This window comes from Micromonospora sp. LOL_014, assembly GCF_048060245.1.
In the GTDB taxonomy this organism is placed as follows: Bacteria; Actinomycetota; Actinomycetes; order Mycobacteriales; family Micromonosporaceae; genus Micromonospora_E.
Genome location: NZ_JBHMIP010000011.1, coordinates 48,460 through 63,026, shown reverse-complemented (window position 1 = coordinate 63,026; position 14,567 = coordinate 48,460). Strand labels below are relative to the sequence as shown.

Below are 14,567 nucleotides of genomic sequence, written 5' to 3'. Positions count from 1 at the left end.
GCAGGAGGGTGCGTCACGGGAGGTGCCAGAGCCCGAGACAAGCCGTCCGATGATGATTGCCGTCGCCTCGTATACTACATCGGTGAGCATTCCATCCATCCCCGGTTATCTGGGTCAAGACCCAACCGAAGGCACTCTGGCCTCTGTTTGGAGGAAGCCGGACACCGACCTGCCGATCCCGCTCTGGCCTGCCGAAATCCTGCAGATGGTTCGGAGAGATCCCGTTGATTGGGTTACGATCGAACAGTATGCCCATACGCAATCCGAACAAATAGGATTTGGATGCGTCTTGGTTGACCCGAAGGATGCTTCCAAGGCCCTTTCGGGGACGTCCTGGATCGGCCGGGGCCTCGGTGCCTTTAGCGTCTTCGACGAGAACGAGCACGAAACTGGGCTTGCGCTGATCGACGGCGGAGCTAGGGTTGAGTTTTTTGTTCATGCGCGTAAACCAAGTGGCGCACGAGAACGCCAGGTCGAAGTCAGTCATCCCTTCCTGTGGTATTGGGACGCCTACCGAGTAAAGAATGGATGGCGCTACGTTGACGGCACCGGAAAAGAGCACGACCTTGTTCGATTCCATAGCACGGGCAACGCCTACAAAGTCGAGGTTCGCGCGCTGGAGTTCCGGCAGTTCCTGCACGCATGCAAGCGAAGCGCCTTAATCCAGATCGACTATGTGCCAATGCATCAGGTCAACAAGTTTGAATCCGTCAATTCGACCATGAAAAGCGACTGGGTACATTTAGATTTCCACGCAAGGTACGAGCGCCTACTAAGTGAAGATCGAGCTTTCTCTCGCCTAGTGGGCCAATACATTATTTCCGGAATTAGGACATCCCGCCTGCCGAAATTCGAGGAGTTCGGTAAAGATGCCGTAGAGTATCCGGAATTCATCTACGCGATCGAACCAGCAACCGGGCACCCCTTGACTCACACTTGCGATCCCGACGCCCTCGGCACTTATTTTGACAAGGATAACCGCCGTCTACACTACTTGACTCCAGTGTACTTTCGAAAAGAAGTGCTGCAGCCATACTCGGCTGAGCCAAACAAATACACCCTAAGCGCGACACGCCTATCTTGCCTAGATCTCTGGAGTATTAATCTGGCTTTCAACGAAAGGGCTAGTCGAGGTTTACCTCGGCGACCTTGGTCGCGATCTACCTGCGGCCGAGTGGGGACACTGGCTCACATATAATATCCCACCCGACGGAAAAATGGACGAAAGTCGATTTAGGCGAGATTTCCTCGGGCAATGGATCAATTCACCAGATCCCGGGCATGCAGTAAGGCTTGCACGCTCCGATGCGGCAAACGCATCAACTCGCCTACTTGGTGCGCCAATCTGGAAGGCTCTAGACGCGGAGGTTGAAGCTGAGTTCAATTCGATGATTGGGCCACTCAGCGAAGATCCCGCCGCGCTCGGCCCTGTCCTCCTACTTCTGACTAAGGTGCTTGTTGACGGCATTGATCCGCAGCCGCTGAAGAATTGGCTAGGAAGTTTTGAAGCAAACGAGAAATCGCTGCGGCTCCTTCAGCGCTTCGTGGAACAGTTGGGTGGCTCATCGGATGCCACTTCGATCCTGCGAGCGCTGTACGGATTCCGGTCGAGCGGAGGAGTTGCCCATCTGACCAGTCCGAGATCACGCGAAAGGGCGGCTTCCGCCCTGGAGATTTCCGACATGTCGAATACCGAGGCATTCACTTCAGTTGCAACCCGTGTTACCGAATGCCTAAACATAATCACCAGCCTAATATCCGGTCGTTTGGCAGAATCGACCGAGTAGTCCGACCGACTCACGTGGGTGGTCGGCGCTGCCGGAGACGATGATCGGCCGGCCGTCGAGCTGCCCTGTCGCCATCGACCAGACCGTGCCGGTGTGGCCGGTGAGAGGGCTTCCATCGGGGTCTTGCCGGCGGCGAGTTTGCGCCCGTAGTGCGCGCGACATTCGGTGTCGTGCCGCATCTGGACGATCGCCATGCTGTGCAGGACTCGGTTTATGTGCCGGTTCCCGTCCCAGGCCGGACGGTGGCGTTTCTGGTCGCCGGACGAGCGCGTCCAGCGGTGCGGTGCCGTTCCAGAAGGCGAAGTGGCTGCGGTTGGGCGTCAACGGGACGCTTGTTCTGTGCTTGCCGACGTCCCGGTCATCTAGTGGTTTAAGCACTCGCAGTCGGCGTTGAAGCACCTGTAACAACGAGGCTTGTCCCAGCAGTGCCAGCACGCGTCACAGGCGGCGTCGTTGGTACGCAAAGTGTGGTGCGCCACGGCTTGCTCGTACGTAGGGTCAACTGGATCATGACAGGTCTCGCAGGCTCCCACTTCGGCGATCTCACGTCCGGTCGCAGTGTCCACCCTGCCATCTCCGGCCTGCTAATTGCCATACGACTCGGAAGGTTAACTGGGGTGGAGACGATCGACTCAACCCAGTGCTGACGCTGCCAAGTTGGTCATCAGACCTGCTTCGACAGACATAACAACGGTGACAAGCGTTGCTACCATCCGGCTCACCTTGCTCTCGGGACTCATTGCCGATACGGACACTGAGACAAGGGTTGAGATGCAAGCCAAACTAAGGAAAATCAGCACCACGGCCCAGTGGGTCAACACCGGGTTCAACCGACCGGCTCCGTTCATAAGGCTACCATAATGCCGTCTCCTCCGTTCGGCTCGTTAGACGTCGAGGCGAGCCTTGACGATCGCTCACACTGCCCTTGAGCCGGTGATGGGTGCGGCAGCGTGCGCCTCGTGTGGGCAGGCTACGGCGTGCCGCTTGACTCCTGACCTCATAGGGTCGCAAAGGCTCCGCGGCTCAAGGGCGACCGGTTTGTGGCTGTCGCCTGCAACGCGAAGCGCCTCTGCCGCTGGAGGGATGGCCGGACACCATGCGCGCCGTCGCACCCGGAGCTCGACGACCGTGACGCGCCCTGCGGCCGCACGCGAGCAGCTGGTGCACGTTCGTCCAGGCCGTGCCGGTCGGCCACCGGCCTGCTCTTCCCACCCTCATAACCCACGGCTTGTCTGTGGTCGGCGCGGCCCGGCTCTGCTGCTCCACGCCAGCCTACGGGCTGCCTGCGTGTCCGGGCCAAGGCGCATGAGGTAACGCCGCCCGCTTGACCATGTCCGCTAGCCTACGATCGCGACTGTCGTGGCAGCGAGCCGCCGACCTGGCCACGCCGACCGGGCGCGACGAAAGATGGCGCCGGTGCATGCAACGAGGCGAGCCGGTGCTCCGCAAGCGCGAACCCGGTTGCCGTTCACGCGCAACGCGGCCATGATGCAAGCTGTGGACGAACCAGACGTAGCCGCTGGCCTGATGCGGCTCGAGGATCTGATTGAACCAGACCTGCACTTGCGGGTCGATGGCACCAACCGAGCGACCATCGTCGGTTGGGGCTTGTTCTTCGCTGTTGTTCATCAGGTGCGGTCTGTTTTGGAACTGCACCGTTTGGACGCCTGCGGTTCAGGCGCTCCGAACCGTCGCAGTGCCTTCGAGCATGCTGTGACGTTGCGGTGGTGCGCGGATCAAGGCGATAAGATCGGCGACATCTTCAACCGGAAGCTACGTGGTGATCAGATCCAGCTTGCCAACGCGCTGCGGGCCGAAGGGTCGCCGCACCGGTCGACCGATGCGTACCAGCGAATGGTTCAGACTGTCAAGATCGTTGAAGAATCCATCCCGGCCGAACCGGGAGAGCGCTTGGCGAAGATTGAGCACCTTCTTGATGGGTATGGAATGCTTTCGGAAAAGACCTACTATCAGTTGGAGTCACGCTTCGTTCATCCAACGCTGACCGGTGCGCAGATGTTCTTCCAGGACAACGGCGAGGCCATCGTCTTGAGCCAGATAGCGATCCATAAAGAACTCGTGCCGTGTCACCTGTTCGCACTTTCGGTCCTTCATGGTGCAATGTTGGCGTTCAACCAGCTGCTTGCGGATCGCCCGTGGACCGCTGATCTGGAGAAGATCGCGCAAGATTTCGGGCTCACCTCCAAGATGCCAATCTCGAGCGGAGGAGACGTCCGCAAGTAGGGCCGCACCATGATCCTACGTTCGGCCAGCGACCGGGGTTTGTGGTAGGCCAAAGCGTCTGTTTATGTCACGTTCCGCTCGTTGCCGCGCGCCAGACTGCGGGCTCCCACTACACTCACCGCGACCTTTCGATGCATTTTGCGGCATTAGCGCACGGCGTTCCCGACGGCTCACCCTACTGCGGCGATCTGCATACTTAGCCCATCCAATCGAAAGCAAAGGCTGCCTTGCATGAGTCGCCGCGTGACGACAGTCAGCCGCTGCCACACGTCGGGTGCTGAGCCATACGCCAGCTACGTCGTGCTCGCGTGTGGACGTGTCTGATGTACAGCTCATGCTCCTGCCGAAGCAGGACGAAGCGTCAGGGGAGGCGCCATAGTTGGAAGGTGGGGCCGTCGGCTGGCAGGGTCAGGGTGCCGTCAGCGGTCGGGCGTAGCGGTGGTGCGCCGCCGTACAGGTTGACCAGTGCCGGAGCAGCAGCGTCCGGCGGGGCCACCAAACCCGTCAACCGCACCGGAGCACCCGACGCACGCCGGGCCAACGCCAACACCGACCCCGTCGGCGACTCCCGCAGGTAGACCAGGGCGTCGTCATCGGCGTACACCCAACGCAGGCCGCCGTGCCGCAGCTCCGGCACCTCCCGACGCAGCGCCACCAACGCCCGATACACCCCGAACGTCGCGTCGTCCCACGAGTCTGGCCGATCCCACGGCATCGGCGTCCGTGAACCTTCCCCGTTGTCGCCCCGCAACCCCAGCTCATCCCCGGCGAACACCATCGGCGTCCCCGGCAGCGTGAACTGCAACCCGGCCGCCACCTCCTGCCGCGCCGCGTCCCCCACCACCGTCCGAATCCGGGCCGAATCATGCGAGCCGAGCAGCTGCCACGAATGCACCAACGACCGCCACGACACCAACGCCCCGAAGGCTCGCATCGTCGCCAACGCCGCCGGCCCCGACCGGGCCGGCACCCCACCCGGTACGCCGAGGAAGTCCGGCAACTCCAGCGTCGGTGACCGCAGCCAGCTCCACACCGGCCGGGTGAACCCGGCATAGTTCATCGTGCCGTGCCAACCGTCGGCGTCCAGGTCACGGGTGAAGTCGTGCGCGTGCTCGGCGACGATCAGCCCATCCGGCCGAGTGTCGGCGACCGCCCGGCGCAGCAACGCTGCCACCTCCAGGGTGAGCGCGTCGGCACCGCGCCGGCCGGTCATGTTCGCCACGTCGATCCGCCAACCGTCCAACCCGTACGGCGGCAGCAGCCACCGCCGCACCACCGACGCTGGCCCGTCGACGAAGCGTCGCCGCAGCTCAGCGCTGCCCCAGTTGAGTTTCGGCAGCGACTTCACGCCCAGCCACGACTCGTAGTCGCCGTCGTCGCCGAAGTAGTACAGCTCCCGCTCCGGCGACGTTACGTCCGACACGGCGGCGGTGAACCACGGGTGGGCGTCGCCGGTGTGGTTGCTGGTGATGTCGCCGAGCAGCCGCCACCCGCGAGCGTGCACCGCCGCCGACAGCCGCGCCAACGCCTCGTCCCCGCCGAGCAGCGGGTCGACGTGGTCGAACGCGGCGGCGTCGTACCGGTGATTGGACCGGGCCGGGAAGATCGGCGTCAGGTAGACGGTGTTGACGCCGAGCCGCTCCAGGTGGTCGAGCCGCTCCCGGATGCCGTCCAGGTCACCGCCGTAGAACTGGTACGGCGTCTCCGGCCCGCGCCCGACGACCGGGGTGTCCCAGTCGCACCGGATCGCCCACTCCGGCAGCTCCCGCCCGTCAGCGGCAGCCGACCGGGCGAACCGGTCCGGGAAGATCTGGTAGATCACCGCGTCGGCGGCCCAGGCCGGCGGCGCATCATGGGTGACGAGCCGGAAGTCGGTGGCGTCCGGCACGTCGTGGTCGACCTCGCCGACCCCGGTCAACCAGCGCCGCCCGCCGCCGCCACCAGCAGACCCGCCACCAGCAGACCCGCCGCCGGCCAGCAGGAAACGGTACGGCGTGACCGGGTTACGGGCCTGCACCTCGCCCCGCCACCACACGTCCCCGTTCGGGTCCTGCCAGTCGACCACCGCCTCGGTGAAGCGCGGCTCACCGTCGGCTGTGGAGCGTACCCACAGCTTGTCGACCGGCCGCGCACCCGCCGGCACCCGGACGAAGACCGACACCCGATCACCCAGGTTTACCCCGGCGGCGGCACCCGGCGCATACAACGATGATCCGTCGTGATGCGCCTCGAACAGCTGACCCACAAGCTAACCCTTCACAGACCCGGAGGTGAGACCGGAAACGATGTAACGGCTGAGCAGCTGGAACACCAGCACCGTCGGGACCGCCGTCAGCAGCGTGCCGGCGGCGAAGATCCCGAAGTTGTTGTTCCGCTCCCCCGCCACCAGGCCGTACATGCCGACCGCCAGCGTCTTCGCCTCCGGGTTGGTGAGGAAGACGTTGGCGATCAGGAACTCGTTGATCGTGTTGATGAACGCCAGCAGCCCGGTGACCGCCAAGATCGGCGCCACCAGCGGCAGCATGATCCGGAAGAACACCTGGGCGTGCGACGCCCCGTCCATGGTGGCCGACTCGTCCAACTCCCTCGGCAGGGTGTCGAAGAAGCCTTTCATCAGCCACGTGTTCACCCCGAGCGCGCCACCGAGGTAGAGCAGCATCAGCCCCCACGGGGTGTTGAAGCCGATGGTCGGCCACAGGTCGGTGATCGTCGAGAAGATCAGGAAGATCGCGACGATCGCCAGGAACTGCGGAAACATCTGGATCAGCAGCAGCGACAGCAGCCCGACCCGGCGGCCCCGGAACCGCATCCGGGAGAAGGCGTACGCCGCCAGCGACGACAGGAACACCGACGCGAACGACGCCAGCCCGGCGATCAGCAGCGAGTTGCCGAACCACCGGCCGAACGCCGTGTCGGCGAACAGCCGCCGGAAGTTGTTGCCCGACGCCCCGGTCGGAAACAGGTCGGTCGACGACAGGGTGCCCAGCGGGTTCACCGCCGCCGACAACACGAACACGATCGGGAACAGCGAGAACGCCACGGCCAGCAGCGCCACCAGGTGCCGCCAGCCGACCCGACCCAGCCAACGGGTGAACGTGCGCCGGTTCACGCGTACACCTCTTCCTGTTGCCGGGTGCGCCGGAAGCTGACCGCGGAGATCACCGCGACGAGCGTGAAGATGAAGATCGAGATCGCGGCGGCGAAGCCGTAGTCAGCGCCGGCCGCGCCGAACGCCAACCGGTACGTGTAGGTGATCAGCAGGTCCGTCGCGCCGACGCTCGGGTTGTCCGCCGGAAACGGCCCACCCTCGGTCGTCAGATAGATCGCGTTGAAGTTGTTGAAGTTGAACGCGAACGAGGCGATCAGCAGCGGCGTCAACGCCACCAGCAGCAGCGGCAGCGTCACCCGTCGGAACGCCTGCCACGGGTTCGCGCCGTCGATCGAGCTGGCCTCGGTCAGCTCCTTCGGGATGGCCTGCAACGCGCCGGTGGCGACCAGGAACATGTACGGGTACCCGAGCCACAGCTGTACGCCGATCACCGCCAGCCGGGCCGACCAGTCCTGCCCGAACCAGTCCACAGTCAACCCGAAGAACTGGTTGATCAGCCCGAAGTCGGTGTTGAACATGTCCCGCCAGACCAGCAGCATCGCGAACGACGGCATCGCGTACGGCAGGATCAGCAGCACGCGGTAGAGGTTGCGCCCGCGCACCCGGTCGGAGTGCAGGGCGATGGCGCAGAGCAGTCCAAGGGCGAAGGTGCCGCCGGTGGAGCCGATCGCGAAGGCGAAGTTCCAGACCAGGGTGCCGAGGAACGGCCCGGAGATGCTCCGGTCGGTCAGCACGCGGGTGAAGTTGTCCAGGCCGACGCCGACCCGCCAGCCCTGCAGCAGCCGGTCGCCGTCGGCGGAGACGAACGAGCCGGCGTCGTCGTCGGCCGTCCACACCGTGCCCGTCACGGTGTCGGTGACACAGTCACAATCGTTGTCGTACGCCCGGACGGCGACCCCTTCGTACGCCCGCGACAGCCCGATGGAGCGGATCGCCCCGTCGTCGGTCGGCACCGCCAGGTCGGTGATCTCCTGGCTGCGGGCGCTGGCCTGGCCGGCGTTGAGCAGCGTGTACCCGTCGGCCGACGTCACCTTGCCTGCGTCGGTGACGGTGACGTCGCCGGCCGGCAGCTCCCGCAATCCGGAACCGTCACCGGCATGGACGACCGCGTCGGCCGGGTCGACGACCAGCAGCACCAGGTCACCGGTGGCCGGGTCGCCGACCGTGGCGACGGTCATCGCGTACTCGATGGATCCTGGCACCTGGACCACCGACGTGGCCTGGATGGCCGCGATCGCCTCGGTTTTGCTGCCCCGGTGTCCGTCGCCGAAGTTGGTGAACGCGGTGGAGGCGGTGTAGAGCACCGGGAAGATCTGGAAGGCGATCAGGAACAGGGTGCCGGGGATCAGGTACTTCGCCGGCACGTGTCGCCGACCCAGGTAGAGGTAGCCGATGCCGGCGGTCGTGGCGACCAGGATGCCGAGCCCGACCCACGCCTCGGCGGCGATCAGCGGGAACGCCGCCCAGATCGCGATCGCCGCGACCAGGCCGAGCAGCAGCGCCTTGGCCAGCAGAGCGCCGGCTCCGGTGTCGCGCATTACTTGATCTGTTCGGCGATCGTCTGACCGGCGGCGGTCATCGTGCTCGCCACGTCGGCACCGCCGACGATCGCGGCCTCGGCCTTGCCGAACGGGTCCCAGATGGCGGCCATCTCGGGGATCGCCGGCAGCACCGCGCCGCCCTGCCCGGCCTGCTGGAACTTCGCCAGGTCCGGGTCGGCACCGGCGACCTGGTCGAGGGCGGCGGTCAGCGCCGGCGGGCGCGGCTCGGCCTCGTAGAGGGCGACGGCCAGGTCGGTCCCGGTGGTGTAGTTGGCGACGAACTCCTGCGCCAGCGCCTTGTTCTCACCCTTGGCGGCGACGTAGAAGGTTTGCACGCCGACGAACGGCTGCGCGGGCGCGCCACCGGCGAAGCCGGGGACCGGGCTGATGTCGTACGCGATGTTCGCGCCCTTGGCGTCGGTGATCGCCCACGGCCCGGAGACCAGGAAGGCGCATTTGCCGCTGGTGAAGGTGGCGATGGAGTTCTCCGGGGTGATGGACCGCTTCAGCGCGCCTGCGCCCTTCTCGCCCAGCGTGGCGATCTTCTCGAACGCGGCGATCGACTCGGGCGTGCCGACGCCGAGCTGCGCCGGGTCGTAGTCGCCTTCGGCGGTGGTGCCGAAGAGGCTGCCACCGGCCGAGGTGTAGAGCGGGTACAGGTGGTAGGCGTCGCCGTTCTGCCCGACCTGCAGGCAGAGGATCTCCGAGACCTTGCCGTCGGCTTTGAGCTGCTGGCCGGTGGCGATGAGCTCCTCGATGGTGGCGGGGGCGTCGGGGGCGAACGCGGTGTTGCGGATCAGGGCGAGGTTCTCCATGGCGTACGGGACGCCGTAGAGCTGGCCGTTGAAGGTGACGGCCTGGATGGCGACGTCGGCGAAGCCGGCGGTCTGGTCGGCGGTGAGCTGGACCGGCTCGATGGCACCGTTCTGCACCAGGTTGCCGATCCAGTCGTGCGCGCCGACCATCACGTCCGGGCCGCTGCCCTGCTGCGACGCGGTGACGAAGGTGGTCTGCTGGTCCTTGGAGATGGCCTGGACCTCGACGGTGACGCCGTTGTCGGCGCCGAACTTCTCGGCGAACGGGGCGAGGGCGGCGCTGCGCTTGTCGTCGGCCCAGATCACCAGGGTGCCGCCGGTGGCGGCGGCGTCGGGGCTGTCGGTGCTGGCGGGTTCGCCGTCGCTGCTGCCGCAGCCGGCGGCGGCCAGCGCGAGCACGGCGGCCAGCCCGGCGGCCACCGTCGTGGTACGGACGCGCATCGGGACTCCTGTCCTGGAAGTTATTGCAGTACGGTGCCGTGTTTCAGCACGCAGCCTGTCTTGTGTTGCCGGGACGTTAGCAAGACGTTGCAAGCAATGGAAGGGCTTGCAGGCGCAACCGCAAGAACTTGCCGGTGCGCTACCGTGAACGCCATGCGCGCACGACTGTCCGACATCGCCCGCCAGGCCGAGGTCAGCGAGGCCACGGTGTCCCGGGTGCTCAACGACCGCCCCGGGGTGGCCACCGAGACCCGCCAGGCGGTGCTGACCGCGCTCGACGTCCTCGGCTACGAACGCCCGGCCCGGCTGCGCAAACGCAGCGCCGGCCTGGTCGGCCTGGTCGTGCCGGAGCTGGACAACCCGATCTTCCCGGCGTTCGCGCAGACCATCGAGTCGGCGCTGGCCCAGTCCGGCTACACCCCGGTGCTCTGCACCCAGACCCCCGGCGGGGTCACCGAGGACGAGTACGTGGAGATGCTGTTGGACCGCCAGGTCGCCGGCATCGTCTTCGTCTCCGGCCTGCACGCCGACACCACCGCCGACCACGACCGCTACCGCAAGCTGATCGTCCGGCCGCTGCCGATCGTGCTGATCAACGGGTACGCCGACGGCATCGAAGCCCCGTTCGTCTCCTGCGACGACCGGGAGGCCGGCGAGCTGGCCGTGGAGCATCTCGTCGCCCTCGGCCACCGGCGGATCGGGCTGATCACCGGGCCGGACCGGTTCCTGCCGGTGCAGCGCAAGCTTGCCGGCTTCCGCGCGGCGATGCAGCGGCTGGTCGGCGCCAGCGACGCCGAGATCGACGAGCTGACCGCCCTGTCACTGTTCGGTGTGGAGGGTGGAAAGGCGGCGGCGAACCGGTTGCTGGACAAGGGGGTCACCGGGATCACCTGCGGCTCCGACCTGATGGCGCTCGGCGCGATCCGGGCCGCCCGGCAGCGCGGCCTGTCGGTGCCCGGCGATGTGTCGGTGGTCGGCTACGACGACTCGCCGCTGATGGCGTTCACCGATCCGCCGCTGACCACGCTGCGCCAGCCGGTGATCGCGATGGCGGTGGCGGCGGTCCGGGCCCTGGTCGACGAGATCAACGGGCACGCCGCCCCGAACTCGGAGTACGTGTTCCGCCCCGAGCTGGTGGCCCGTGGCTCCACCGGGATCGCTCCACAGGTCACCCACCTCGCCGCCGCCGCTGCCACCACCGGCTGATTGCCTTGCGCAAGGCTTGCTTGACGCTTGCAGCAACTGCCGGGCATCCTCGATAGGGAGCCCAGCACCCGCAGCGCGCTGACTCAACGGCGAGGCCAGCATCGCACCGACAGGACGGGGAACCCGTGACGATCGATCCTGCCCAGGCCCACCCGCGCACCGCCCGGGACGACTGGTGGCGCACCGCCGCCGTCTACCAGGTGTACGTGCGCAGCTTCGCCGACTCCGACGGCGACGGCATCGGCGACCTGCAGGGCATCCGCAGCCGCCTGCCGTACCTGCGAGACCTTGGCGTCGACGCGCTCTGGCTGACCCCGTTCTACCGCTCCCCGATGATCGACGGCGGCTACGACGTCGCCGACTACCGCGAGGTCGACCCGATGTTCGGCGACCTCACCGACTTCGACGAGATGATCGCCGACGCGCACGCGCTCGGCCTGCGGATCATCGTCGACATCGTGCCGAACCACACCTCCGACGTACACCCGTGGTTTGTCGCGGCGCTCGCCGCCGCGCCCGGGTCGGCGGAGCGTGACCGGTACATGTTCCGCGACGGCCGCGGCGACAATGGCGACGAGCCGCCCAACGACTGGGAGTCGATCTTCGGCGGGCCGGCCTGGACCCGGCTGCCCGACGGCCAGTGGTACCTGCACCTGTTCGACCCGGCGCAGCCCGACCTCAACTGGCGCCACCCCGAGGTCCGGGCCGAGTTCGAGCAGATCCTGCGCTTCTGGCTGGACCGGGGCGTCGACGGGTTCCGGATCGACGTCGCCCACGGGATGATCAAGGCCGACGGGCTGCCGGACATCGGCTGGACCTCGGCCACCACCGGCCGCCGGCAGATCGAACTGCTCGGCAAGGGCCGGCTGCCCTACTTCGACCAGGACGAGGTGCACGACATCTACCGCACCTGGCGGCCGATCCTGGACAGCTACCCCGGCGGGCGGATGGCGATCGCCGAAGCGTGGGCGGAGACCCCGCAGCGGCTGGCCCGCTACATCGGCCCGGACGAGCTGCACCAGGCGTTCAACTTCGACTTCCTCGACGCCACCTGGTCGGCCGACTCGTTCCACAAGGTGATCGACACCGCGCTCGCCGAAGCGACGATCGTCGGCGCGCCGACCACCTGGGTGCTGTCCAACCACGACAAGCAGCGGCACGTCACCCGGTACGGCGACGGCGAGGTCGGGCTGCGGCGGGCCCGCGCCGCCGCGCTGCTGATGTTCGCCCTGCCCGGCAGCACCTACCTCTACCAGGGTGAGGAGCTGGGCCTGCCGGAGGTCCTCGACCTGCCCGACCACCTGCGGCAGGACCCGGCGTTCGGCCGTACCGGGGCCAGCCGCGACGGCTGCCGGGTGCCGCTGCCGTGGCGCGGCGACACCCCGCCGTACGGCTTCGGGCCGGCCGGCTCGGTCGAATCCTGGCTGCCGGCCCCGGCCGACTGGGCGCCGCTGACCGCACAGGCCCAGGCCGGCGACCCGGACTCGACGCTGCAGCTGTACCGACAGGCCCTGGCCGTCCGGGCCGAGCATCCGGCGCTGCGCGACGCCCCGGCCGGCGACGGCACCGGGCTGACCTGGGTGGAGGCCGGGCCGGGCGTGTTGGCGTTCCGCCGTACCGGCGAGGCGACGCTGGTCTGCGTGGTCAACCTCAGTGGTGCGCCGGTGGCGGTCGACGGGTACGGCGTACCGCTGATCACCAGCGCGCCGCTGGACGGACCGCCCGGTCGCCGACTGCTGCCGGTCGACGCCGCCGCCTGGTTCCAGCCGGCCTGACACCCGTTTCGCCCCGGCCGGCTGGCAGGGTGCGGCCAGGTTTACGACAGCCTGCCGCCGGGTATGGCTCGGGCAGGAAACACCGGTCGTTCGTCGAGCCGGAAGCGCCGCCGGGCGGCTGGGCAAGGACCCCTTGTGGTGGGGGGCGAAGGTGGTGACGGTGCCCCGGGACCAGAAATGGTCCCGGGGCACCACCACTGACGGTCAGCTTTTGGCGGTCAGCATGTTGGCGATGCGGACCATGCCGGCGCGTACCTCGTCCGGTGACGGCGGCGGCGACGGCTCGACATGCCGCTCCTGCGGTTCGGCGTCGTTGCCGCCGACCAGGTCCTCGAAGTCGTCGTACTCGGCGACGTCCTCGTCGGCGGAGGCCTGGGCGGCGGCCAGTTCGCCGCGGATCTCTTCGACGGTGACCAGGGTCAGCAGCGGCTCGACCACCGCCATCAACTCCTCGTCGGCGACCACCGTCTCGGCCAGGGCCAGCGCGTGCGCCCGTTCGTACGGCCCGCACACCACCGGTTCCCACTCGCCGTCCTGGTCGCCGAGCGGCCCGAAGGTGATGATCCATGGCATCGTGTGCGCCGGCGAGTCGTCCGGCAGCTCAAGCGTGACTAGTGCCCCCACCTGACCGATCATCGTCGTACGCCGGAGACCGTCGACGGCTTTTGCGGCTTTTACTGCTTTTGGCGGTGCCGATCCGGCCGTCCATGGCGTACGCCCCGCCGCCCGCCGGGCTGTCAGGTCGACCACCCGGCCGTGCCGGCTGGTTGCGGCCAGCGCCGCGCCGAACAGCAGCAGCTGGTTGAGCAGGTAGAGATAGATCAGCAGACCGACCGCGCCGGCCACCACGGTGTACGCGGGATTGCGCTCGAACCGGCCGACGTAGAACCGCCCGGCGGTGTTCAGCACGGTCAGCCCGAGCGCCACCACGAGAATCGGGGCGACCAGCCGCCGGGCGGACATCCGTAGCCGGGGCACCGCGACCAGCAGCGCCGAGGCGAGCACCAGGTTGATCACGAAGGCGAGCAGCACGCTCGCGACGGCCGCAGCGGCCGATCCTTCGCCGAGCAGCCAGCCGAGTAGCGACCGCAGCGCGTCGACCGCACCGACCGAGATGCCGATCAGCAGGAACGCCCCGACGAGTACGGCGAGGTCGACGATCTGCCGTACCCCGAAGTAGCCGGGCTGCTGGTCGAGCCGGTAGACGAACCGCTGCGAGGACCGGATCGCCTCCACCCAGCCGATGCCGGTCAACGCGAGCAGCACCAGGCCGACGACGCCGACCTGGCCACTGTTGCGCTGGATCTGGGCCAGGTCCAGAAACGGCAGGTTCTGCAGCAGGAAGTCGGCGACCGCCGCGCTGACCTCGGCGTTGGCCTCCACCAGGGCACCGAACACCCAGTACGCGACCAGACCGAGGGCGAAGACGGCGAAGAACCCGTAGTACGCGATCGCCGCAGCCAGCCGCCCGCCCAGCACCTGGTTGTAGCGTTCCACCGCCCGCCAGAGGTGATCCAGGCGCGGGTACCGCCGCCGGGACCGGTCCAGCGCCCGCTGGGTGCCGGACCAGGCCCGGCCGAAAACGTTCACCCCGTCATCCTGGTGCACCGGTCATCCCGGTGCACCCTTCATCCTGGTGCGCCGGGACG

General features: G+C 67.2%; 10 protein-coding genes and 2 pseudogenes. 5 read left to right on the top strand and 7 right to left on the bottom strand.

Annotated features, from left to right (window positions below; all coding sequences use genetic code 11):
• The first annotated feature begins 82 nt into the window (after positions 1-82).
• A complete protein-coding gene (locus ACFHW1_RS11985) occupies positions 83-1,198 on the top strand; it encodes a hypothetical protein (protein WP_416615405.1) in 1,116 nt (371 codons plus the stop codon).
• A 19-nt stretch (positions 1,199-1,217) separates the two neighbouring features.
• Positions 1,218-1,787 (top strand): hypothetical protein, encoded by a 570-nt coding sequence (locus ACFHW1_RS11980; protein ID WP_416615403.1) that lies wholly within the window; start codon positions 1,218-1,220, stop codon positions 1,785-1,787.
• A gap of 158 nt (positions 1,788-1,945) precedes the next feature.
• Here the strand turns inward: ACFHW1_RS11980 and ACFHW1_RS11975 are convergent.
• Positions 1,946-2,047: pseudogene (locus ACFHW1_RS11975) on the bottom strand (hypothetical protein); the annotation flags it as partial.
• A 1,237-nt stretch (positions 2,048-3,284) separates the two neighbouring features.
• Here ACFHW1_RS11975 and ACFHW1_RS11970 point away from each other — a divergent pair.
• Positions 3,285-4,031 (top strand): hypothetical protein, encoded by a 747-nt coding sequence (locus ACFHW1_RS11970; RefSeq protein WP_416615402.1) that lies wholly within the window; start codon positions 3,285-3,287, stop codon positions 4,029-4,031.
• Positions 4,032-4,392: 361 nt separating this feature from the next.
• Here ACFHW1_RS11970 and ACFHW1_RS11965 read toward each other — a convergent pair whose 3' ends face one another.
• The 4 genes from ACFHW1_RS11965 to ACFHW1_RS11950 are packed head-to-tail and all read right to left on the bottom strand — an operon-like array spanning position 4,393 to position 9,937.
• Positions 4,393-6,276: a glycoside hydrolase family 13 protein gene (locus tag ACFHW1_RS11965; protein WP_416615400.1), complete on the bottom strand. Its 1,884-nt coding sequence runs from the start codon at positions 6,274-6,276 to the stop codon at positions 4,393-4,395.
• A 3-nt stretch (positions 6,277-6,279) separates the two neighbouring features.
• Positions 6,280-7,140: a sugar ABC transporter permease gene (locus tag ACFHW1_RS11960; protein WP_416615398.1), complete on the bottom strand. Its 861-nt coding sequence runs from the start codon at positions 7,138-7,140 to the stop codon at positions 6,280-6,282.
• Positions 7,137-8,678 carry an ABC transporter permease subunit gene (locus ACFHW1_RS11955; protein WP_416615397.1) on the bottom strand — a complete coding sequence of 514 codons (1,542 nt, stop codon included), beginning with the start codon at positions 8,676-8,678 and terminating at the stop codon, positions 7,137-7,139. Before ACFHW1_RS11955 ends, ACFHW1_RS11960 begins: the two co-directional genes overlap by 4 nt.
• A complete protein-coding gene (locus ACFHW1_RS11950; protein WP_416615396.1) occupies positions 8,678-9,937 on the bottom strand; it encodes a sugar ABC transporter substrate-binding protein in 1,260 nt (419 codons plus the stop codon). Before ACFHW1_RS11950 ends, ACFHW1_RS11955 begins: the two co-directional genes overlap by 1 nt.
• A 153-nt stretch (positions 9,938-10,090) precedes the next feature.
• Between ACFHW1_RS11950 and ACFHW1_RS11945 the strand changes: the two genes are divergently transcribed.
• Complete coding sequence (locus ACFHW1_RS11945) at positions 10,091-11,143, top strand: LacI family DNA-binding transcriptional regulator (RefSeq protein WP_416615395.1); 1,053 nt, start codon at positions 10,091-10,093, stop codon at positions 11,141-11,143.
• A gap of 131 nt (positions 11,144-11,274) precedes the next feature.
• A complete protein-coding gene (locus ACFHW1_RS11940; RefSeq protein ID WP_416556922.1) occupies positions 11,275-12,918 on the top strand; it encodes a glycoside hydrolase family 13 protein in 1,644 nt (547 codons plus the stop codon).
• Between the two features lie 204 nt (positions 12,919-13,122).
• Here ACFHW1_RS11940 and ACFHW1_RS11935 read toward each other — a convergent pair whose 3' ends face one another.
• Both ACFHW1_RS11935 and ACFHW1_RS11930 read right to left on the bottom strand, forming a co-directional pair.
• Entirely contained in the window at positions 13,123-13,542 is a 420-nt protein-coding gene (locus ACFHW1_RS11935; protein WP_416556921.1) for a hypothetical protein, read from the bottom strand.
• Between the two features lie 108 nt (positions 13,543-13,650).
• Positions 13,651-14,508 (bottom strand): annotated as a pseudogene (locus tag ACFHW1_RS11930) (YihY/virulence factor BrkB family protein); the annotation flags it as partial.
• Positions 14,509-14,567 lie beyond the last annotated feature (59 nt).